Origin of the sequence: Cohnella panacarvi Gsoil 349 (assembly GCF_000515335.1) — a bacterium.
Classification (GTDB): Bacteria; Bacillota; Bacilli; order Paenibacillales; family Paenibacillaceae; genus Cohnella; species Cohnella panacarvi.
In genome coordinates this window covers 1,548,193-1,569,451 of the sequence record NZ_KI911563.1, presented here as the reverse complement: position 1 = coordinate 1,569,451, position 21,259 = coordinate 1,548,193, and the positions used below count along the sequence as shown (strand labels likewise).

Annotated in this window: 19 protein-coding genes; 16 read left to right on the top strand and 3 right to left on the bottom strand. The window is 55.3% G+C overall.

Translation table 11 applies throughout. The annotated features are described in order from the left end of the window. Positions 1-60: 60 nt before the first annotated feature. Positions 61-1,302, bottom strand: a complete 1,242-nt coding sequence (locus COHPA_RS0107565) for an MFS transporter (protein ID WP_027085590.1) — start codon at positions 1,300-1,302, stop codon at positions 61-63. Positions 1,303-1,469: 167 nt separating this feature from the next. Here COHPA_RS0107565 and COHPA_RS0107560 point away from each other — a divergent pair, with 167 nt between their 5' ends. The 3 genes from COHPA_RS0107560 to COHPA_RS0107550 are packed head-to-tail and all read left to right on the top strand — an operon-like array spanning position 1,470 to position 5,207. Continuing rightward, on the top strand, positions 1,470-1,925 hold the full coding sequence (locus tag COHPA_RS0107560; protein ID WP_027085589.1) for a hypothetical protein: 456 nt from the start codon (positions 1,470-1,472) through the stop codon (positions 1,923-1,925). Between the two features lie 6 nt (positions 1,926-1,931). Next, positions 1,932-3,074, top strand: a complete 1,143-nt coding sequence (locus tag COHPA_RS0107555; protein ID WP_027085588.1) for a transglutaminase domain-containing protein — start codon at positions 1,932-1,934, stop codon at positions 3,072-3,074. Between the two features lie 30 nt (positions 3,075-3,104). Continuing rightward, the gene (locus COHPA_RS0107550) at positions 3,105-5,207 is read left to right on the top strand and encodes a peptidoglycan D,D-transpeptidase FtsI family protein (RefSeq protein WP_027085587.1); all 2,103 of its coding nucleotides are present in this window, start codon (positions 3,105-3,107) and stop codon (positions 5,205-5,207) included. Positions 5,208-5,301: 94 nt separating this feature from the next. On the opposite strand, the gene COHPA_RS0107545 is transcribed toward COHPA_RS0107550, so the two are convergent. Continuing rightward, positions 5,302-6,390 carry a GGDEF domain-containing protein gene (locus COHPA_RS0107545; RefSeq protein ID WP_027085586.1) on the bottom strand — a complete coding sequence of 363 codons (1,089 nt, stop codon included), beginning with the start codon at positions 6,388-6,390 and terminating at the stop codon, positions 5,302-5,304. Between the two features lie 148 nt (positions 6,391-6,538). Between COHPA_RS0107545 and ytxC the strand changes: the two genes are divergently transcribed. From ytxC to COHPA_RS0107505, 7 genes are all read left to right on the top strand, one after another. Beyond that, positions 6,539-7,405 carry a putative sporulation protein YtxC gene (ytxC, locus tag COHPA_RS24280; protein ID WP_027085585.1) on the top strand — a complete coding sequence of 289 codons (867 nt, stop codon included), beginning with the start codon at positions 6,539-6,541 and terminating at the stop codon, positions 7,403-7,405. 378 nt (positions 7,406-7,783) lie between these two features. Continuing rightward, complete coding sequence (gene thrS, locus COHPA_RS0107535; RefSeq protein ID WP_035120302.1) at positions 7,784-9,724, top strand: threonine--tRNA ligase; 1,941 nt, start codon at positions 7,784-7,786, stop codon at positions 9,722-9,724. Between the two features lie 97 nt (positions 9,725-9,821). Next, on the top strand, positions 9,822-10,166 hold the full coding sequence (locus COHPA_RS0107530; protein ID WP_027085583.1) for a helix-turn-helix domain-containing protein: 345 nt from the start codon (positions 9,822-9,824) through the stop codon (positions 10,164-10,166). Further along, positions 10,088-10,972: an IS3 family transposase gene (locus tag COHPA_RS0107525; protein ID WP_084760463.1), complete on the top strand. Its 885-nt coding sequence runs from the start codon at positions 10,088-10,090 to the stop codon at positions 10,970-10,972. The genes COHPA_RS0107530 and COHPA_RS0107525 overlap by 79 nt, the downstream gene beginning before the upstream one ends. Positions 10,973-11,170: 198 nt before the next feature. Continuing rightward, the gene (locus COHPA_RS0107520) at positions 11,171-11,695 is read left to right on the top strand and encodes an RNA polymerase sigma factor (protein WP_027085581.1); all 525 of its coding nucleotides are present in this window, start codon (positions 11,171-11,173) and stop codon (positions 11,693-11,695) included. Between the two features lie 332 nt (positions 11,696-12,027). After that, positions 12,028-13,476 carry a methyl-accepting chemotaxis protein gene (locus COHPA_RS0107510; RefSeq protein ID WP_245590291.1) on the top strand — a complete coding sequence of 483 codons (1,449 nt, stop codon included), beginning with the start codon at positions 12,028-12,030 and terminating at the stop codon, positions 13,474-13,476. Positions 13,477-13,491: 15 nt separating this feature from the next. Then, positions 13,492-13,845, top strand: coding sequence for a hypothetical protein (locus COHPA_RS0107505; RefSeq protein ID WP_027085579.1), 354 nt, complete (start codon positions 13,492-13,494; stop codon positions 13,843-13,845). Between the two features lie 168 nt (positions 13,846-14,013). Here COHPA_RS0107505 and COHPA_RS0107500 read toward each other — a convergent pair whose 3' ends face one another. Next, positions 14,014-15,294 (bottom strand): ammonium transporter, encoded by a 1,281-nt coding sequence (locus COHPA_RS0107500; protein ID WP_027085578.1) that lies wholly within the window; start codon positions 15,292-15,294, stop codon positions 14,014-14,016. A gap of 264 nt (positions 15,295-15,558) precedes the next feature. On the opposite strand from COHPA_RS0107500, the gene liaF reads away from it, so the two are divergent. From liaF to COHPA_RS0107470, 6 genes are all read left to right on the top strand, one after another. Beyond that, complete coding sequence (liaF, locus tag COHPA_RS25945; RefSeq protein WP_027085577.1) at positions 15,559-16,635, top strand: cell wall-active antibiotics response protein LiaF; 1,077 nt, start codon at positions 15,559-15,561, stop codon at positions 16,633-16,635. Between the two features lie 4 nt (positions 16,636-16,639). Further along, the gene (locus COHPA_RS0107490) at positions 16,640-17,674 is read left to right on the top strand and encodes a HAMP domain-containing sensor histidine kinase (protein ID WP_027085576.1); all 1,035 of its coding nucleotides are present in this window, start codon (positions 16,640-16,642) and stop codon (positions 17,672-17,674) included. A 24-nt stretch (positions 17,675-17,698) separates the two neighbouring features. After that, positions 17,699-18,373, top strand: a complete 675-nt coding sequence (locus COHPA_RS0107485; protein ID WP_027085575.1) for a response regulator — start codon at positions 17,699-17,701, stop codon at positions 18,371-18,373. Positions 18,374-18,426: 53 nt separating this feature from the next. Further along, a complete protein-coding gene (locus COHPA_RS0107480) occupies positions 18,427-18,840 on the top strand; it encodes a YugN family protein (RefSeq protein ID WP_027085574.1) in 414 nt (137 codons plus the stop codon). Positions 18,841-19,003: 163 nt separating this feature from the next. Then, a complete protein-coding gene (locus tag COHPA_RS0107475) occupies positions 19,004-20,494 on the top strand; it encodes a S1C family serine protease (RefSeq protein WP_027085573.1) in 1,491 nt (496 codons plus the stop codon). Between the two features lie 74 nt (positions 20,495-20,568). Next, positions 20,569-21,258 carry a response regulator transcription factor gene (locus tag COHPA_RS0107470; RefSeq protein WP_027085572.1) on the top strand — a complete coding sequence of 230 codons (690 nt, stop codon included), beginning with the start codon at positions 20,569-20,571 and terminating at the stop codon, positions 21,256-21,258. Position 21,259 lies beyond the last annotated feature (1 nt).

The following is a 21,259-nucleotide window of genomic DNA, read 5'->3' as shown; positions in this document are numbered from 1 at the left end:
TGAGATGTAGCCCCGCGACAGGATTCGGGATAAAGCGTAGGCTTCATTCAGCATATGCCGCTATCTAGAACTCGACGTGTGCGAGTATCTAGGTGGAGAAGTCCAATTCATGCGGAAGATCGGCCTCGGGAAAAGAATAATGAGCGCGGTCATCAGTCCGAGGAAAGATAGAAAATAAGGAGAGAAAAATTGCCGCGACGCGCCGGCGGCGACCGGGCCGAGGAACGAGCCGATCGACAACGCGATGGACAACGTAGAGAACGTTCTCCCGTATCGCGAAGGACCGCTTAGCTGCAGCATGAGCGATGTCATCGCGGGAAAGATGATTCCCTTGGACATCCCGATGACGAACAGCAAGAGCAGAAGCGGCACCGGCCAGCCCGCGGCAAGTCCGTAATACGCGAGGGCGAGCAGCAAGACGCCCGACACCGTGCGGTTATAAGGCAGGTAGCGGTTTAGGAACAACAGCCCCAGCGTCGCGAGAGCGCCTAGACTGACGACGGAGAATAGCAGGCCGGTCGTCATGATCTCGGCGCTCGTCGTCCCTCTGAGCGGAAGCTCGAACGCCAGTATGCCTTGCGCGAACGCCATGCCTACTGGAAGGACGAACACGGACCAAGGGAACTTGCGCGGGGCGGCCTGCCCGTCTTCTTCCGTATCCGGCATCGGCGGCCGGTCATGGGCATGCGAATGCGCAAGCGCCGGAGTAACCGGCATAACAGGCGCTTCGTCCGGTTTCTCCGCCGAGCTCGAGTTAGCAGGCTCGCGGATGAACCAGACGGAGCCGATCCCGGTCATGAGCAGCACCCAGCCGAGTATGGCGAACGATCGGTTAAATCCGATCGTCGCTGCAAGCCATGCGCCGGCGGCCGGGGAGACGACGGAGGCGATCGTATGGACGAGGCCGTTGCCGGCCATCAGCTTGCCTTGCTGGATATGGTCCTTGGCTAATCGGGCAAGCAGCGACATGCAGGCGGGGGACAGGAACGCGAGAACGAATCCGCTAATCGATCGTATATAAAGCAGATCCCAAGGATCCGTCACTCGAGACTGGAACAGCAAGAGCAACCCGGCGCCGGAGAGGCTGGCCATAATAAAAAACCGGCTGCCGAACCGGTCGACGCCGTATCCGGCAATCAGATTGCCGGGCAAGTGAGTCAGGGAATACATCCCCATCACAAGACCGATGAAGGACGGAGCCGCGCCGAGCGACACGGCGAACGGCGTAAGCATCGGATATTGGGCATGCAGGTCGAAGAAAGCGACGAACAGAAACAAGTACAGCCAAATCGCGGTTTTCATCTTGAAGCCTCCTTAACCTTAGGAACGTACTCTTGTCCGCAACCGCGGCTTATCCTACTAGTACGTGAGGAGGCTGGCAGTTATGACCGTCGTTTACGCGGCGTCGCCCGGTAAGGTATAATAGGAGGAATGCTAATAATGAGATCTCTCTAAATGGAGGAGATACGATGAGTTTCGATAGCGAAGCTTGGAGTCAGTTTATACAAGATCATTGGATCGTCGTCGCCGTCGCGCTTCTCGCGATCGTCATCGTCGTGAAAGCCGTAAAGACGGTCGTGAAGTGGGTGTTCGTCGCCGCGATCGTCATCGGTTTCGCGGTATACGGCGGATATAGCATAGAGGACCTGAAAGAAGTCGGCAGCAAAGTTTCGGAAGTCGGCGATAAAGTCACGAACGAGCTGAAGGATCAGGCCATCAAGGCGATGGCGGGAGAAGCCACGGAAGCGAAATACGTGGACAACGCCGACGGCTCTTATTCGATCACGACCACGAATTTGGAGCTTAACGGAGTACCGAACTCGGGCAAAGTGTCCGTCAAGCTGCGCGGAGTATCGCTGGGCACCTGGGATATGGAAGGCCAAGTCCGCGAATTCGTCGTTCAGGCACGCCAAGCGGCGCAATAACGCGCAATGAACGGTAACGGCTGGGGAATACCGGGCGCGAACGTCGTGACATGGATCATGCTCTTGATCGTGGCGATTTCCTTGCTGCACGGCGTTCGGAGAGGCGCTTCGGGTTCTGCCAAGCATCTGCTGGCTTTCTTGCTGAGCGCTGTCATGACCGTTGCGGCGATCGCGGCGTCGGCGCTGCTCGCATCCGCGCTATCTCCGCGTCTGCAAGCATGGCTAGCGAAACATAGCGAGACGCAGCAGGGGACGGATCATAAGGCTTTGGCCCTGGTTTGGCATACCGTATGGGCAAGCCTGCGCGATTTGCCTCTGCTGCGGTTCTCCGTTCTCTTCTTTCTGATCTACCTCATCTGCCGGTTGCTTGCGGGAGTGATCGCCGGCGCGCTAGCTTCCGTCGCCGTTCCGCCCCTCTCTGTTTTTCCCGCCAAAGGCTCTCTGGGACGTCTGATCGGCGGGATCATCGGCGCGCTGCTTGGTACGGGGCGCGTATTGCTGTTCACCGCGGTTCTGTTCGCCTACTGCGCGATATTCCCGCGCGCGCAAGTTGCGGACTACATCGAGCAATCAGGGCTGTACCGCGAGGTGGCGGCGCAAGTGATCGAGCCTGCGGCGGGGACGATTCTGGGCGACGGGCTCCCGGTGCTGGCGCAAGCCTTCAATGATGAGCTTGGGCAGTTATGGCAGCGCAGATACGACGTAATCGACGCGAACCTTCCGAAGGATATCACGGCAGCGGCAGCATCGGTGACCGAAGGAATGACGGGCGACGAGCAGAAGGCAAAGGCGCTCTATGATTGGGTAGGCAGCCGCATCTCCTACGATTACGACAAAGCAGACGCTTATATCGATCGCGGAGAGTGGCGAGAGCAAGACCCCGGGACAACGTTCGATACCCGCATGGGGGTTTGCATCGACTATGCGAGGTTGTACGCGGCGATGGCGAGGTCCGTTGGACTGCAAGCCAGAGTCGTTACGGGTCTCGGATATGACGGAAGAGGCGGTTACGGACCGCATGCCTGGAACGAAGCGTATATCGAAGAACAGCATCGTTGGATACCGCTGGACGCCACGTGGGCTCAGGCGGGCAACTGGTTCGATGTCGCCGGCTTTGCCGATACGCACATCGAACAGACGTTATCATAGCTATATTTTAATGGCATCGAGGTGAACGAGTTGACCAGCAATTCGACGGAAGAAGCGCAGAAGCGCGAGATCAGAAACCGGCGGCATTTCAGCTTTCGGTTGAACGTATTTTTCTTTTTTACGTTTTTCGTGTTTTCCATGTTGATCGTTCGGCTCGCCTATCTTCAGTTCGTTGAAGGTCCTACGCTCAAGGAGAAGGAGCACGCGCTGGGCAACCGCGCGGTTCCCGTTCCGCCGATCAGAGGCAACATCTACGATAGCGAAGGCGTCCCGATCGCCTATTCCACCTCGACGCAGTCTTTGTATTATACGTTCGATACGAAGACGGGCGAAGAAGAAGGGCGAGCTCTGGCGATTAGAATCGTAGACGTGTTCAACAAGTATGGCGATAAAACGAAGAAGCCCCTGACCGTCGACGAAGTATTCGAGGACATGGACCTGAAGGGCAAAGTTTATTACTCCTATATGCCTCGCCGGCTTAAATCCGGCCTCACGAAGGAAGAAATCGCTTATTTCGCGGAGCATAAGGATGAATTCAAAGGCATCGACGTCGTCGAAGAGAGCATCAGGCAATATAACCCCGATAAGATCGCCGTACAACTCGTCGGGTACATGAAGAAGCTAAGCGGCGCGACGGTTCTCGATAAATACAAGGATATTAAAGAAGTGAATCCGGATCCGAAGCTCCGTTACTTGGATTCCGAAGAGGTTGGATTCGACGGCCTGGAATTAATGTACCAAGACGAGCTTCGCGGTTATAACGGGGTCAAGGAGTATCCGGTCAACAAGGACAGCGAGATTATCGGACCGATGAAGCTCACCAAGCCGATTAAAGGCGAGAACTTGTTCCTGACGATCAACAGGGATATTCAGCTCGAGACGCAGCGCGCGATTACTGAGCATATCGAAAGAATCCGCATGTCCACGGACAAATGGGAAGCAAAAGGGAAAAACGCGACTACCGGATATGCCGTCGCCATGGAAGTCGATACGGGCAAAGTGGTCGCGATGGCCAGCATGCCGGACTACGATCCGAGCGTCTGGCAAGGCGGTATCAGCCAGAAGGACCTCGATGCCATCAAGTTGTTCCAATACAACGGTACCATTCGCACGTCTCCGGCAGCTATTGCGGACGATAAGGAGCGGGCCAACCATCCGTCGTCTATCGTTTATCTCGGTTCGACGCAAAAGCCGCTATCTATCCTGATCGGTTTGAACGAGAAGCTCTTCACGCCTACGGAGAGGTACAACGATATCGGTTATTATGAATTTGGAAGCAAAGGGCACGAAGTAAAAATATGGAACTCCCAGAATAAAGCCAATGGTCCGATCAATGCATCGCAAGCGATCGAGAAATCGTCCAACGCGTTCATGTCGGCGATGGTCGGGAGCAGGCTGCTTTCGAAGTATGGTAAAGAAAGCGTCGACGTCTGGGACGATTACATGAAGCAGTTCGGTCTCGGCGTAACGACCGGCAGCGATCTTCCTAACGAATCCGCAGGGGTTATCGACTACTTCCACGAGGCTAAAGAAGCGAGCAATCAATCCGCGATGGTTCGTTCTTCTTGGGGACAGCAAGGGCGTTACACCGCGCTTCAGCTCGCGCAGTATGCGGCGATGCTGGCGAACCACGGCAAGCGCATGAAGCCGCAGTTCGTGAACGAGATCAAAGACGTCGACGGCAACGTCACGCAACCGTTTCAGCCGGATGTGCTGAATACGGTCGATTTACCGGAGGAATTTTGGGAAACCATCGAGAAGGGCATGTCGAAGGTCGACGTCAAAGGATTCGAAGGCGTGCCGTACACGTTTAATCGGAAAACAGGTACGTCCCAGCAAGACGTCGGAAAAAACTTGAAACTCGAGAACGCCGTGTTCATCGGTTATGCGCCAGCGGATAAACCGAAGCTGGCCGTTGCCGTCATCGTGCCGGAAGGCGGTTTCGGCGGCTGGGGGGCAGCCCCGATCGCCCGCAAAATCTTCGATGCCTACGATGCGAAGTACGGCCTTGAGGGCACGCCACGCAAACCGGCTGTCAATACCCCTCCGGCCGCGGGTACGACAGGCAATAACGCGAACGACGCGAACGACGTTACCCCGCCGGACCCGAATGCCGGCCATACGCAGCAATAGGTAAAATATCCGCATTATAACGATATCCCCGTCGCTCAGGAGTAGAGGTACTCGTCTCTCCTGAGCGACGGGGATATCGTTGTAAAGGCATAGATTACAAGGTAGCCGGTGCGGCTGCCGCGATGACGGTACGGTTTTTGCCCGAGCGCTTCGCTTCGTACAGCGCGGTGTCCGCTCCGACGAACAGCGCGTCTTTGCCCATGCCAGGGGCATACGTGTGAAGACCGATGCTGATCGTGACCGCTTGCCATTGGATCGCTTCATGCGACGTGGATTCGACGGAGTCGCGAATGTCTTCGACGGTATCGAACACTTCTTGGAACGGCTTCTCGGCGAAAATAATCGCGAACTCTTCTCCGCCGTACCGGGCCACGATATCGTTGCTTCCGACTTTCGAACGGATAATGGACGACACCTTCTTCAGTACGGCGTCCCCCGCTTTATGTCCGTAAGTATCGTTGACTTTCTTGAAGTTGTCGATATCGAGCACCGCGACATGGAGCTTCATCCGGCCATTGTCCGCTTGCACGACGTAATGATCCATGAATTCGTGGTAAGCCATATGGTTGAACGTCTCGGTTAGAGCATCCGTCTTGGCCAGCTTGTCCATCAGTATTGTCCGGACGAGCAACTCCTGGTTCGATTCGTAGGACGACCGCAAATGCATCAGCACTTCTCGCCCGCGGACGAGAATGCCTAGCGCGATGCCGGTAAACAATGTCATGGTGAAAGCAATCGTAACCCAATCCAACGCTCTAAGGGAAGTACCGTTCGCGAAAAGGATGACGCTTGCGATTACCGTGCAGACGACCGCGTATAACATTTTTTTCAGTTGAAAATAAAAAATGCTGACCATGATCGGCAGGAAAAGGAAAAACAGGAGATATCCCAAGGATACATGAATGCTCGTATTGATGATCGAGAATAGCGCAACCGAAGAGATGAGCACGTAATCATGGTGCTTGGGCAACCATCGAATGCCGCCTTCCGCCAGTAAACCGACGATCGCAAGCAGGATCGTGGGCCTAAGAATGTACATCTGGATGAACTCGTCCTTGGGAAGGTCGGATATTTGCAGAAATAGAACCTCAATGAGGATGGACAGAACGAAGATGGCCCAGTAACAATTCAACAGCAGCCGATTCCACCGTTTCTGGTTAAATTCCAGTGACGGAAATGACATAACAGGCTTCCTTTCCTCTTCAACGACTTCATAAAATATACCATAGCCGATGTCCCATCGTATATCCCTTTTTGGGCCACCATATAGTTAGTAACAAGCAGGTGGCGGCAACCAAGTTGTTGTCCATCCTTGGAGGAGGGGACAGGGGATGAAAAAAGTCGGACATATCGCGTACGGCCGGCAAGATCAGCCTTCCCTGGAACGGCTCGCGGGCATGCTGAATCGATCGCTGATCAGCTCGCACGAACCCGCTGTCGACTGCGTCGAATGGGAGCTATCGCTCGACGACGGCATCATACAGTGCCAATTTCCGCTCGGTTCGGCTTCCGCGGAAAAGCAACGCATCTGCAATAAAGTCGGACGCATTCTCGCTGAATATACGCTTGCGGAGCATGAACCGTCGTTGTTGCGAGGCATTTTCCAGGTACGTTACGCGTTGAAGGAGCCTGTCGAGATCGACGCTTTGATCGCCGAGTCCGTGTCCATGCTGGACGGGGAACCCGAAATCGAAGGCTCGTGGGCGGGCAGGGGGAGGGAGCGCAGAATCGGCAAGCTTGCGGCGCGGTTCGCGGCTTATCTTGCCGACAACCAGCGGCTCAATCTGCAAGGTTTCCTTAGGTTCAGGTTAACCGAATATCGGGCGGAAGTGCTGGAGGCGGCGGATACGGCCGTCGAGGAACGGCTTATGGAACGGCAATATCAGGAATTCATGTCATTGCTTCGAACGATGGCGGAATGGCAGGAAATCCGCACATCGGCCGTCCACGTCCTTCATGGCGGGGGCAATGCGTTCCGTCTTCTAGACGAGCATATGCGCCCGCTCGATTCCCAGTCTCCGGAGCTCGGGCAGAAGGAGGAGTTAGAGGAGGAGAGCAGAGTCGTCAGCCGGCTTCTCGCCGTATCTCCCCGCCAATTGTTCATTCATACGCCGGAGCCGGAATCGCAGGTTATTCGCACCATAATCGGGATTTTCGGCAATCGGGCGGCGCTATGCCCCGACCTACCGACGCATTAGCCGGGAACGGGTCCGCCGCTTGACTGACGGGGTACGGACGGCGTATAATGTGCGATATCAATCCACATTCAACAGCGATGAGAAAGACACCGATGCTTGTCCATGGACGGCTCAGAGAGAGGAACCTTGGCTGTAAGTTCCTTCCGAACCGGCTTGCGTCGACCCCTTTCGAGCTGCATGGAGGAATTCGGCGACTTCTCGGTCGCAGATACTATTCCATGCCGGGTCATGACCGTTATTCATGCCTGAGAATCGGGCATTATCGCCGATTGAAGGAGGGTGGAACCACGGGCCGCGAGCAGAGCACCCGTCCCTTTCGGGACGAGGTGTTTTTTTATTGCCCAATCATTCAAGGAGGCGTCAACAATGGCGGTTCAAATGCAAGTACTAGTCAAATTTCCGGACGGAGCGGTACGCTCCTTCGATAGCGGCGTGACGGTGGAAGACGTTGCCGGATCGATCAGCTCCGGGCTGAAGAAGAACGCGGTCGCGGGCAAGCTGAACGGCAAAGTCGTCGATCTGAGAACGCCGATCACGGAAGACGTATCGCTAGAGATTCTCACGTTGGACAGCCAAGACGGGCTTGAGGTCATGCGCCACAGCGCCGCGCATTTGATGGCGCAAGCGATCAAGCGTCTATACGGCGGCAACCAAGTGAAGCTGGGCATCGGACCGGTCATCGAGGACGGCTTCTATTACGACATCGACATGGAGCAATCCGTCACGCCGGACGATCTCGAGAAGATCGAGAAAGAAATGGAGAAGATCGTTAAGGAAGATCTGCCGATCGTTCGCCGGGAGGTGAGCCGCGAAGAGGCGCTGCGCATCTACGAGGAAGTCGGGGACCCGCTGAAGCTGGAATTGATTCGGGACTTGCCGGAAGGCGTCGCGATTACGATCTACGATCAGGGCGAGTTTTTCGATCTGTGCCGCGGCCCGCATCTTCCGTCCACGGGCAAGATCAAGTCGTTCAAGTTGCTTAGCGTGGCAGGCGCATACTGGCGCGGGGACAGCAAGAACAAGATGCTGCAGCGGATTTACGCGACGGCTTTCACCAAGAAGGCGCAGCTCGACGAGCACCTGCATTTCCTCGAGGAAGCGAAGAAGCGGGATCACCGCAAGCTTGGCCGCGAGCTGAAGATGTTCACGTTCTCCCGCGAGGTTGGACAAGGCTTGCCGCTGTGGCTGCCATACGGCGCGAAAGTTCGGCAGACGCTGGAACGCTACATCGTCGATATGGAAGAGAAGCTCGGTTACACGCACGTCTACACGCCGGTGCTGGCGAACGTCGAGCTATATAAAATATCCGGCCACTGGGAGCATTACAAGGAAGACATGTTCCCGCCGATGGAGCTTGACAACGAGGAATTGGTGCTGCGGCCGATGAACTGCCCGCACCACATGATGGTGTACAAGAGCGAGATGCGCAGCTACCGCGACTTGCCGGTACGCGTTGCGGAACTGGGCACGATGCATCGTTACGAGATGTCCGGCGCGTTAACGGGTCTGCACCGCGTTCGCGCGATGACGCTGAACGACGCGCACATTTTCTGCCGCGTCGACCAGATCAAAGAAGAATTCAAGCGCGTCGTGACGCTGATCCAGAAAGTATACGAAGACTTCGGCATCAAAGAATATCGCTTCCGCCTGTCTTACCGCGATCCGAAGGATACCGAGAAGTACTGGCCGGACGACGAGATGTGGGAGAACTCCCAGCGCATGCTTCGCGAAGTCGTGGAAGAGCTAGGCTTGCCGTTCTTCGAAGCCGAAGGGGAAGCGGCGTTCTACGGTCCGAAGCTCGACGTGCAAATCAAGACGGCGCTCGGCAAGGAAGAAACGCTGTCTACCGCGCAGCTTGACGTGCTGTTGCCGGAACGGTTCCAGCTCGAATACGTGGGCGACGACGGCAAGAAGCATCGCCCGGTCGTTATTCACCGCGGCATCATCAGCACGATGGAGCGCATGACGGCATTCCTGCTCGAGAACTTCGCGGGAGCGCTGCCGCTCTGGTTGTCTCCGGTACAAGCGAAGCTGATTCCGGTTAACCCTGCTTACGAAGCTTATGTTCGCGAAGTCGCGGAGAAGCTTCAGCTTGCGGGCGTTCGCGTCGATATGGATCTGCGCAACGAGAAACTCGGCTACAAAATTCGCGAAGCCCAGCTTGAGAAAATTCCTTACATGCTCGTCATCGGCGAGAACGAAGCCGCTAACGGCACGGTTTCCGTGCGCCGTCGAGGCGAAGGAGATCTCGGCACGCAGCCGGTTTCGGAGTTCGTGGCGCGCATCGCCGGGGAAATCGCAAGCAAACGAGTGGATTAATGTGAAAAAGCCCGTTACGGATATAGAGTGCACCCCTTAGAATGGACATTGGAAAAACCCCTGGTTTATCCGATGAATTCTAGGGGGTGCATTTTTTATGGCTGTTAAGGGGCAGAAGTTCAAGCGATACACGCATGAGGTTAAAGTAGAGGCAATTCGCCTCCATGTTGAGGAAGGTTGGACTTATCGTCAGATCAATGAACATTTGGGGATTGCAGATCAAGATCGCATGAAAAAATGGATGCGGAAGTATCGGAACTTGGGGCAGTTCGGGTTATTGGATCGGCGTGGCCGAAAAACAGAATACATCAACCAAGATCGACACTTACAAAGCTTGATACGGGAAAATGAAATGCTAAAAAAGTGTTTGGAAATCTGGATGCGGGAGGTGTGCGTCGAAAGTACAGGGCCATTGAGCAGGCGTCAGAGTGGTATGCGGTAAGTGAGCTTTGCAAAGCATTTAAGGTTTCGCGCAGTGGTTACTACGCCTATTTAGCGCGTAAGGGGGCTAGTCGAGATAAGGATCTCAAAGCAAGAATCCAGGCCTTATATACGAAGTATGACGGTAAATACGGGTATAGGCAGCTTCAGCTTTTCCTTTTTCAAGAACAGGGAATATGGGTTAACCATAAGAAAGTTCTACGTCTAATGCAGGAGCTCGGGATACGTTCTAAAATCCGGCGTAAGCACCGCTGTAACTACGCGTCAACAGTCGGTGGGCGCGTCGTGGAGAATCTGTTAAAGCGAGACTTTCAAGCCAACATGCCAAATCGAAAATGGGTCACAGATGTCACTCAGGTTCGAGTGGCGGATACCTGGCTATATTTATCGGTCGTTAAAGATTTATTCAATAATGAAATCGTCGCTCATCATATGGACTTACGTAACGACAACCAACTCGTCTTGCGGACATTCGAGAAGGCCTTTGAAAAGCAAAAGGACATGTCTGGATTGATCGTTCACAGCGATCAAGGATTCCAGTACACGTCCTATGCATACCACGACATGCTGCCAAAGGTTGGCGCCCAAATCAGCATGTCACGCCGAGGCAATTGTCATGACAACGCCTCAATGGAGAGCTTCTTCTCGCATCTCAAAACGGAAGGGCTCTACCTCTATGATATACGAAGCGTTGAAGAGGCACAAAGGCGAATCGAAACTTATATTGCGTTTTATAACCATTCTCGACCGCAAAGAAGACTTAAAAAAATGACGCCGGTTGAGTACCGACGCCAGTTTGTTGCTTAGGTGTTTTTCATTGTCCGCTAAATGGGGTCTTGACCAATACGTAATGGGCTTTTTTTATTGGCGATTTAGAGCTATAGTAGTGCTATAGCTGTTGCTGTCGATGTTTTCCTATTATTTGGAATATATTCTCTTTTGATCGCTTCTATGTTAGAATTACTCTTGTTAATAATATGCATCAGTTTAGGAGTGACAAGATCGATGAGCTTCCTCCGTGAACCAGATGTCCCTAGCCCGTTCCAATCGGAAGATGAGCTATTGGGCGAGCTTTACAATCAGATGCTTCGCGTCGTACGTCATAAATTGTGGCATAAGGGCGATGCCGGCGACGTGGTTCAAGAAGCTTGGGTGCGTATTTTAGAGAAAAGGTCGACGCTTAGGGAGCAGAACAAAATCATTCCTTGGGCGAAAGCGATCGCCGCCAATCTGGCCTCCAACGCCAATCGGGCGCGTCGATTCGAAGTGTCGGGCGATCAATACGAACAGATTTACGATGCGTATGCATCCGCTTCCAGTCCGGAGTTGATGATGGAATTGTCGGATTTGCTCGGCCGGCTGGATCCGAAGGAGAGGACACTGCTCTTATACAAGTTTTATTACGGCTTGAAGGATGCGGAGATCGCGGCTGCGCTTCAATTGCCCGTCGGCACGGTTAAAGCTCAAATCCATAGAAGCAAAGCCAAGCTGAACGCGCTCGACAAAGATGACGGCAAGCCCCATACATAAACCGAAACTTCGCTGTCCATGCTATGTCATGGAGGTGAAGGTCAACGTGGCCAAGAAAAACAAACAAAAGCAAGCGAGCCAAGATACGGAGTTTGCCGCAGATAACGCGGTAAGCAAAACATCGAACAATATGAACGCCAAGAACGCGAATCGTTAAGTTTTACACCGTTAAGTGACGCGAATGCGTCAGGTTTTTACTTAAATCGCTTAAAATGATGAAGAGGATCCGTTAGGATCCTCTTTCTTTTTGTTAAAACCCATTATATAATGTTAGAAAAAGTTACACGCCTATGTGGAGGAGTAACGAATAGGGTGCCTGGGAGTGGAGAGAGATGACAAAGTGGCGTCGTTGGATGGGCAAAAGGGAACAAGCTTTGGTCGAACGTGGTCAGGCATCGCGGGTTGAGGATTCGGTTATAAGCAGTACAAGAGACGGGACATCCGAATCGGAGGAGGATGGAGCGCTGCGCCGGATGATCGGGGAGGCTGTCGTGATCTCCGACAGGCTGCAAGCTGCCGTATCCGAGGTCGATTCGAGCATGGGGCAGCTCAGCGCGATCGCCGATCGGTCGGCGCAGCAAGAGGACTTGCTGCGGGACAATAGCAAGACGGCGATGGCCCGGCTAGGAGATGCGTTCTCCTCCTTGCAGGAGGTGTCGGCCGCTTCCCAGGAAATTCGGAGCGTGACCGAGCTCATGAGCCGGCAAAGCAAGGAGACGAGAGAAGTCGTCATCGAAGTGTGCCGGTCGCTTACCCACACGGACGAAGTGATGAACGATCTGTCCACCAATCATGGAACGATGGAAGGACGGGTTCGCGCGTTGATCGAACAAGCGTCCAAAATCGGCGAAATTAACGCGCTCATTCAAGAGATCGTCGCGCAGACGTCGCTGCTTGCGCTGAATGCGGCGATCGAGGCGGCGCATGCGGGCGAGCACGGCCGCGGGTTCTCGATCGTGGCGGGCGAAATCCGCAAGCTGGCGGAGCAGAGCGGCCAAGCCGTCAAGCGGTCTACCGGCATCGTGAACAACATCGAATCGGGCATACGCGAAGTCGTCAGCTCCGTCGAACTGGAGAAGAAGTCGGTTTCCATGGGACTCGAGGAGATGAACAAGACGCGGGAACGCATGGACATCATCTTCAACCAATTTCTTAAAGTCGACGAACATGTGGGCCGCACCAGCGAATTCGCCGCCGAGCAGGCAGAGCGCACGAACGTAGCGAGCGGAATGCTCGAGGACGTCGTGGAATCTCTGGGCAAGACGATGGGCAGCGTAGAAGAAACGCTGGCTCAGAATATAAAGCAAAGATTCGAAATCAACAACTTGGGCCGCGTGTCCGAGGAGTTGAAAGCTTCCGCCGAAGAGCTGATCGCCTCCGTCCAGCAGACGGGCGGGCGCGTGTGGGAAGGCGCAATGTCCGCCGACACGGCCAAGTGGATCGAGTTGCTGAGAACGGTCGCCTCCGATCCGGCGCTCGCGGGCTTGGACGAAGAAACCCATCGCGAAGTGCTGGGCGATTGGTTGAAGCGTTCTCCTGACATGGAGGCCATTTGGTCCAATCGGGCGGACGGTTCCTTCGTATACTCCGAGCCTGAGGCTGGTTTATTGAACGCCCGAGGGCGCGAATGGTGGAAGCGAGCTATTGCAGGAGAGGCATTCGTCTCCGAAGTGTACATTTCCGCGATCACCAAGCGACCATGCTTGACTGTGTCCATGCCGTTGCAGCGGTCCGACGGTTCGGCATTCGGCGTAATTGGCATCGACATTACGGTATCGTAAAGAGGGGGAACGAACGTGATCAATCCTTTGGCGGCCGAATGGGCGCGCGTGCCGGCAGCGCATAGAACGGCCGACGTGCATTCGTTGTTAGAAGCGCTTATCGCCAAGCGAGAGCAGGCGATCGCCGAAATCGAGCAGATGGTCGAACGATACGAACGGCGTATCAGGATGGAGGAGCAATCGTATCGTTCGATGTCTCCGCTCCGCCGCATGATCGCGGGGAGGAAACCGGATCACCATCTTGCGGTCGAGTATATTCATTACGTAAAAAAGCCGATGGAGAAAGTGCGGGAGCTTCGCGCGGAGGTCGCGAGGTACGAGGCGATGCTGAGCGGCTCCATTCCGGCTGAGATGCCTGCCCAGGAATAAACGAAAGAGGATGTCCCAAGCTCGATTCGACGCGAGGGACATCCTCTTTTTCGTACTGATCGTTTGCCAACCAGGCCAACGCAGCGTACCTTTTTGAGTCAGTTCCTTAGGGGAACTGTCTCTAGAAGCGATTTTTCGATCACTTGTGAGACGGCCCCTTCGTCTGCGTCAGGACTGTGAACGAAGTTGATCTACGTTAAGGAAACCGGGCTCTTGGCTGTACGCGGGAACGCCATGGATACCGACGTCCAAGCCGACAAGCTCTTCGTCGGTCGTGACGCGAACCGGCTTGAATAGCTGGATGAGCTTTAAGCCGCCCCAAGTCAATGCGAAGCCCCATATCGCGACGACGAGCAACCCCAATGCTTGTATGCCCAGCAGATTCCAGCCCCCTCCATAGAACAGGCCTGCGTGGGAGGCCGTATTCGGGAGCGTGAACAGTCCGACGGCAAGCGTGCCGATGCTTCCGCTTACGCCGTGTACGGCGAAAGCTCCGACGGGGTCGTCGACGCGGCGCCGCTCCAGCCATTCGCTGGCCAGCACCATCGCGATCCCGGAGACGGCGCCGATCAGTATCGCGGCTGCGCTGGAGACGTACGCGCATCCGGCCGTAATGCCTACCAATCCGGCTAACGCGCCGTTGATGGTCATCGGAGGATCGGCTTTCTGGTAACGCAGATTCGTGAATAAGATGCATGCGGCGCATCCGGCGGCGGAAGCGAGCATCGTCGTAACCGCGATATGGCCGATGCTTCCGTTCGTAGCGCTCAGCGTGCTCCCCGAGTTGAAGCCGAACCAGCCGAACCAGAGGATGAAAGCTCCCACGGATGCTAAAGGCAGATTGGACGGCGGGACGATGTTCGTCGATCCGTCCGCGCCGAATTTCCCGATTCTCGGCCCGATGAAGATCGCGGCGGCGAGCGCGGCGAAGCCGCCTAGCGCGTGAATCGCCGCGGAGCCCGCGAAATCGATCATTCCAAGCTTGGCGAGCCAGCCGTTCGACGACCATATCCAATGACCGGAGATCGGGTAGATCAATCCGGTCATCAGGATCGTGTAAAGAATATAAGCGCGGAAATGGATGCGTTCCGCCACCGCGCCGGAGACGATGGAGATCGCGGCGATAACGAAAGCGCATTGGAAGAACCAATAGGTATCGTTAGAGATGTTGAAGCTTAAGTGGGATAAGTCGCCTTTGATGAAGAAGCCCGTCGTTCCGATCAAGCCTCCGGCATCCTTGCCGTACATGAGAGCAAAGCCGAACGCGAAGAAAACGAGAGCGCCGAACGCGATATCCACGAACACCTTCATAATGATGCTGGCAGCGTTCTTCTGGCGGACGAACCCGGCTTCCAGCAGCGCGAATCCGCCTTCCATGAGCAAGATCATCGCGGCGGTTAAGATCACCCAGATCGTATCCAGGCCTTTCGATAATTCGCTAATATCCATGAATGGTATGCCTCCGCTTAAGATGAAATCTAACATGAGTTCAAGAAATCCGCACTCATTATATAAGTGGAGGCTGTAGGTGTCAATCATTTGTGTAAAGTTACCTAACATAAAGAGTGGTCATCTAGCGAAATATCACATTTCATTCTCCGTCTGCAGACCGAGGTACATTTACTCCCCTCGCCGCTATCCTGCAAGCAGGCCGCTGAGCTATACTGAGTACAAGGTAAAATCAGTAGTCAGCATGGTTACGGAGGGTTTCGCATGCATTCATCTTTCATGCATAGATTTCTATGGGGGTTTGTCGTCATCGCTGTCGGCGTCGTGTTTTTGCTCAATCATCTAGGCGTCATCACGATGAGCATCGGCGAGTTTTTCTCGACGTTCTGGCCGGTATTCGTCATTCTGTTCGGCTTGCAAGGCATGTTGCTGCAGACGGGAGGCGTATTCTGGTGGAATCCGCTGGTCGTCTTGATCGGGGTTGTATTCCTCGGACGGAATCTCGAATGGTTCGACTGGGACATCAGCGATCTCATGCAACTGCTCTGGCCGGTCGTTATTATTCTGATCGGTATATCGATGATCTTCAAAGGAAGCCGCAGATCGGAACGGACGAACGCTAACGGCGAACAATGGAACCCGATTACGCCGCCGGAACCGCCTGCTCCTCCCGTGCCGCCGGTTCCGCCGACACCTCCGGGACCGCCTCCTGCGCCGCCCGCGGACGGCGAACCGTTCGGTCGCGCCGAAGCGCCACCGCCACCCCCCGATTGGAACGCGTCCGGCAGCGCGGGAGACGCGATCCGGCAATGGAAGGATCAAATGAAAGAAGCGAAACACGAATGGAAGCAAGAGTGGAAGCAAACGAAACGGGAATGGAAAGAGAGCATTCGCGGCCGCAATGGCCATCATCGTCATTACTCCCAGCATAAGCACGAGCACGACTGGCAGGAGTGGCATTCGCGCGGCACTCATTCTCGCTTTATCGGCGACATCTATTTCGGCAACGATTACTGGGAGCTGACGCCGATGAACATTTCGCATTTTATCGGCGACACGACGCTCGATCTCACGAAGGCGCAGGTGCCGATCGGAGAGACGAGAATCCAAATTTCTTCCTTTATAGGCGATGTTAAAGTATACGTGCCGAACGACTTGAGGATCGGCATACAGGTGATGTCCAGCTGTTTGATCGGAGACGTCAAGGTGCTCGATCAGAAGCGCGGGGGGTTCTTCAACCATATGTCGGTGGCGACGCCGAGCTATCAAGACGCGGAACAACGGGTCGTCCTCGTCGTCAGCAGCTTCATCGGCGACGTTCGCATCATGAAGGTAGGTTGAGACGATGAGGGCGATTATTCGATACAGCAAATGGAGGGCGCCGATCTACGCGGGTACGGCGACCCTCGTTCTCATGCTGGCGCTCTATTATTCGTGGGACATGTTCGGCAAAGAACCGCCTCCTAGAGCGGAGCTGTGGTTAAGCTGGACGGTCGGTTTGCTTCTCGTGCAAGTCGGCATCTCGTACCGGTTCGGCCAGACGACTCAGCGCAAGCTGGATCAGTTGCAGCTCGCGATGAAACACGCGGCGGCGGGCAATTTGAACGCCAGGCTGCCGGAGGTGGAGCATGACGCGTTTTCGGAAGTTCATCGCGATTTCAATCGGCTGATGGGTTCGTTGGAAGCGCGGCTGAAGATGCTGCAGCAGCTTGGAGAGCGGGATATATTGGAGGAGGCCACGAGTCTGGAAGCGGCCGTCCTCGAAGAGCGGCGCCGCCTTGCTCGCGATCTGCACGATTCGGTCAGCCAGCAGCTATTCGCGCTCCACATGTCCGCTTCTTCACTGCCGAAGCTGCTGGAACTTAACCCGGAGCACGCGAACAAAGTGATGGAGCAGCTCATTGCGATGTCCTCTACCGCCCAGCGCCAGATGCGCGGACTGATCGCGCAATTGCGGCCGATGGAGCTGCAAGGCCGGACTTTATGCGAGGCGATGGATCGCTGGTTCCCGGACTATTGCCGCCAGAACGGGCTTCAGGGAACGCTCGATATGCAGCTTCGCAGCCGACTGCCCGAGGCGATGGAGCATCAGCTGTTTCTTATCGTTCAAGAGGCGATGGGCAACGTGGTGAAGCATGCGGAAGCGACAAGCGTTCGCTTGTACTTGGGGGAGACGGACAGTCAAGTCGTCTTGAATATCGAGGACGACGGTTCCGGTTTCCGGAGCGAGCAAGTGAGGACGGAAGCCTACGGCTTGTCGACGATGAGAGAACGCGCGCAGAAATTGGGCGGCGAAGCGGAAATTATGAGCAAGCCCGGTGCAGGCACGAAGGTCAAAGTGTGGTTCCCTATCTTCGGAACGGAGAATGAAGACAGGTAGATACATAGATGAGGAGATGAGAGAATGACGGACAAGGCAACTTCTCCATGGAAAGTGTTGATCGTAGACGATCATGAGATGGTCAGAACGGGCTTGCGCACGTACCTGATGCTGGATCCGCGCTTCGAGGTGATCGGGGAAGCGAGCAGCGGTTTGATGGCGCTCGAGACGTTGTCGAATGGCGGATATGAAGGCCGAATGCCCCAATTGGTGCTGATGGATCTCATGATGCCGCAGATGGATGGGGTAGAGACGACCAAAGCGCTGCTCGGCAAATTTCCCGAGCTTCGAATTATTATTCTGACAAGCTTCCTGGAAGACGAGAAGGTCGTGGCCGCGATCGAGGCGGGGGCGGTCAGTTATGTGCTGAAAACGGTGTCCGCCGACGAGCTCATCTACGCGATGCAAGGCGCGATCCGCAACATGCCGGTCATGAGCGGAGACGTATCCCAAGCGTTGACGCGGGGTCTTCGGAAACGGTCGGCCAGCCAGGAAACCGAAGGTTTGACCGAGCGCGAGCGCGAAGTGTTGCTCCTTATCGCGGAAGGTCGCTCCAACAAAGAAATCGGCGACGAGCTCCACATCAGCATTAAGACGGTCAAGACGCACGTGAGCAACCTGCTGATGAAGTGCGAGTTGGAGGATCGGACGCAGCTTGCGATATTCGCCCATCGCAACGGTTGGGTCAAGGAAGGATAAAACCCCTGCAAGCGGGATAGGCTTATACTAAACCAAAGGGGGTTCCATTCGGTATGCATTCCATTCCCTCCTCGCTTACGTCGCAGGAACAAGAATTCGTAATCGTCAAAAACGATTTGTCGGAGCATGGCTTCGCGTTGGGCGGCAACTGGGACTACGATCACGGGTCGTTCGACTGCGCGCTCGACGACAAGCACCAAGTGTGGCTGCGGCTGCCGTTCAACGTCACGAACGGCAATTTGGACAGCGAATCGCAAGAGATCGATGCCAAAATAAAGTTCGGAGAACCCTACGTCCTTAAGCACTTGTATAACGAAGGGTCGGATAAAGAGGCGCAGCCAAGAATACTCGGAGCGTTAATCGATCAGTTCCAGGACCCGGTAGACAAGGATGCGAGCATCGAAGCCCGCTGGATCGACGAAGCGAAGTCGAAGCTGCGGCAAGTAGAAGCGATATTCCCGGCATGAGACGGCACGCGGTGCCGTTTTTTTGCGTCGTCCTACTCGAGAATTCACCTGTGCTTTTACTTCCTTCTCATTTCCGTTTAAGATAGTTTTAAGGTTTCGCGATTAAGATAGGAACATGAACACAGGAAGTCGCCACATTATACGGCGCAAGGAGGCAATCGCGATGGATGAATTTTTCAAAAAACCGGAAGACGATAACGAAGCGCAAGATCAGACGAAACGCGACGATCCGTACGCAAGCGTGCGCAGAGAATCCGAACCTTATACATTCGGTCCGTTCGGGGCTAACCAGGCCAAGCCCTCGATAAGCGAGGCGCCGAATTCCGATCAACCGCACGACATCGTCGTGCCGGGTTCCGTAACCCGGGAATATCGCCCGTTCACCGTATCGGGAGGCGTCGAGAGAAGCCAGTTCGGTTCCAAGCCGCCTCGCAGAACGTCGCTGCGTTCCGCCTTCGCCGCGTTCCTGGTCGGCGTGCTTGCCGTCGGAGCGCTAATGTACTCCGCGGACCGGTACAACTGGTTCTCCGACGATATATTCGGAGGAACCACGAAAGCGGCGACGGAAGCGGACGTAAAGGCGGCCAGCAATCCGGTAAGCAACGCTTCCGACGTCGTAAGGCCGAACAATATCGCCAAAATTTTCGAGCAATCATCTCCTGCCGTCGTTCAGATCGAGACTTACGCCAATTCGCGCAGCAGCGCGGGCAACTTATGGCAGGACGACTTCTTCCGCCAATTCTTCGGCGACGATTACGGCCAAGACAACGGCGGCGAAGACGGCTCCCTGCAGCAAAGCGGCATGGGATCGGGGTTTATCTTCGATTCGACGGGTTACATTCTGACGAATCAACACGTGATCGCGGATGCGGCCAAAATTAAAGTCATCGTCGACGGATATGAGCAACCGTTCACGGCAGAATTGCTGGGTTCGAGCTACGAGCTGGATCTGGCGGTGTTGAAAATCAAAGGCAGCGACTTCCCGACGCTTAAGCTCGGCGATTCCGGCAGCATGAATATGGGCGACTGGGTCGTCGCCATCGGCAACCCGTACGGCTTCGACCATACGGTGACGGTCGGCGTGCTGAGCTCCAACGAACGCGAGATCAGCATTCCGGACTCGAACGGAACGCGCAACTATAAGCATCTGCTGCAGACGGACGCTTCGATCAACCCGGGCAACTCCGGCGGTCCTCTGATCAATCTGCTGGGCGAAGTCATCGGGATCAATACGGCGGTCAGCTCCCAAGCGCAAGGCATCGGATTCGCCATACCGACCAGCACGATCAAGGACGTTCTCGAGAATCTGAAGAGCAACACGAAGATTCCGCAGAAGCCGGTGCCGTTCATCGGCGCGACGCTTCAAGACGTGACTCCGCAAATCGCGGAGAGACTGGGCATCGACGCCAAGACGAAGGGCTCCTTCGTCCGCGAAGTTCTGTTCAATACGCCGGCTTACAAGGCGGATTTAAGACAGTACGACGTGATTACGGGAATGGATGATAAGAGCTATGACACGTCGGCTGCGCTTATCGAAGCCATCAAGACGAAAACGGTAGGCGACAAGGTGACGCTGCACCTCATCCGCGGCGACAAGAAGCTTGACATCGCCGTGACGATCGGCGACCGGAACGAATTCGAAACGCAACATTAAGCTGCAGGAAGCCATGTGGAGCGGGATACCGGATGCGGTTGTCCCGCTCTTCGCACGATAGGGGAGGACGGTCCATGGCAAGACCTCATATTGCTGTTATCGACGACGACGACAAGATCACTTCGCTCTTGCGCAGAAGCCTGGCGTTCGAAGGTTATGACGTATCCACGGCGCAAGACGGCGGAGACGGGCTTAAGCTGCTCGGGAGCCGTCATGCCGATTTGATCATTCTGGACGTCATGATGCCGAAGATGGACGGCTGGGAAGTGTGTCGCCGGTTAAGAGAGGCGGGCATCTCGTCGCCCGTGTTGCTGCTTACGGCGAAGGACGAGGTGCAGGATCGCGTGAAGGGCCTGGACCTCGGCGCGGACGATTATTTGGTGAAACCGTTCGCGCTGGAAGAGTTAATGGCGCGGGTACGCGCGCTGCTTCGGAGAAGGCCGGAGAAGGCGGAAGATTCAACGCAATTCCGGTTCGAGGACTTGCTGCTGGACGTGGACGGGCGGGAGACGATTCGGGGCGAACGCCGGATCGAGCTGACCGCGAAGGAATTCGACCTCTTGCATCTGTTCATGCAGAATCCGAAACGCGTGCTGTCGCGGGATCAGATCATGGAACGAATCTGGGGTTACGATTACAGCGGAGAATCCAACGTGCTTGAGGTATACGTCGCCATGCTTCGCCAGAAGCTCGAAGAGCAAGGAGAGAAGCGGCTGATCCAGACGGTACGCGGCGCCGGCTACGTCCTGAAAGGGGACGGCTAGC

What these genes read in the sequence shown, in the direction of transcription:
- COHPA_RS0107490 (WP_027085576.1), top strand. Translation starts at nt 16,640, where the DNA reads ATGAGGGCGATTATTCGATACAGCAAATGGAGGGCGCCGATCTACGCG.
- COHPA_RS0107520 (WP_027085581.1), top strand. Translation starts at nt 11,171, where the DNA reads ATGAGCTTCCTCCGTGAACCAGATGTCCCTAGCCCGTTCCAATCGGAA.
- thrS (WP_035120302.1), top strand. Translation starts at nt 7,784, where the DNA reads ATGCAAGTACTAGTCAAATTTCCGGACGGAGCGGTACGCTCCTTCGAT.
- ytxC (WP_027085585.1), top strand. Translation starts at nt 6,539, where the DNA reads ATGAAAAAAGTCGGACATATCGCGTACGGCCGGCAAGATCAGCCTTCC.
- COHPA_RS0107485 (WP_027085575.1), top strand. Translation starts at nt 17,699, where the DNA reads ATGACGGACAAGGCAACTTCTCCATGGAAAGTGTTGATCGTAGACGAT.
- COHPA_RS0107545 (WP_027085586.1), bottom strand. Translation starts at nt 6,390, where the DNA reads ATGTCATTTCCGTCACTGGAATTTAACCAGAAACGGTGGAATCGGCTG.
- COHPA_RS0107470 (WP_027085572.1), top strand. Translation starts at nt 20,569, where the DNA reads ATGGCAAGACCTCATATTGCTGTTATCGACGACGACGACAAGATCACT.
- COHPA_RS0107530 (WP_027085583.1), top strand. Translation starts at nt 9,822, where the DNA reads ATGGCTGTTAAGGGGCAGAAGTTCAAGCGATACACGCATGAGGTTAAA.
- COHPA_RS0107480 (WP_027085574.1), top strand. Translation starts at nt 18,427, where the DNA reads ATGCATTCCATTCCCTCCTCGCTTACGTCGCAGGAACAAGAATTCGTA.
- COHPA_RS0107555 (WP_027085588.1), top strand. Translation starts at nt 1,932, where the DNA reads ATGAACGGTAACGGCTGGGGAATACCGGGCGCGAACGTCGTGACATGG.
- COHPA_RS0107500 (WP_027085578.1), bottom strand. Translation starts at nt 15,294, where the DNA reads ATGGATATTAGCGAATTATCGAAAGGCCTGGATACGATCTGGGTGATC.
- COHPA_RS0107560 (WP_027085589.1), top strand. Translation starts at nt 1,470, where the DNA reads ATGAGTTTCGATAGCGAAGCTTGGAGTCAGTTTATACAAGATCATTGG.
- COHPA_RS0107475 (WP_027085573.1), top strand. Translation starts at nt 19,004, where the DNA reads ATGGATGAATTTTTCAAAAAACCGGAAGACGATAACGAAGCGCAAGAT.
- COHPA_RS0107565 (WP_027085590.1), bottom strand. Translation starts at nt 1,302, where the DNA reads ATGAAAACCGCGATTTGGCTGTACTTGTTTCTGTTCGTCGCTTTCTTC.
- liaF (WP_027085577.1), top strand. Translation starts at nt 15,559, where the DNA reads ATGCATTCATCTTTCATGCATAGATTTCTATGGGGGTTTGTCGTCATC.
- COHPA_RS0107510 (WP_245590291.1), top strand. Translation starts at nt 12,028, where the DNA reads ATGACAAAGTGGCGTCGTTGGATGGGCAAAAGGGAACAAGCTTTGGTC.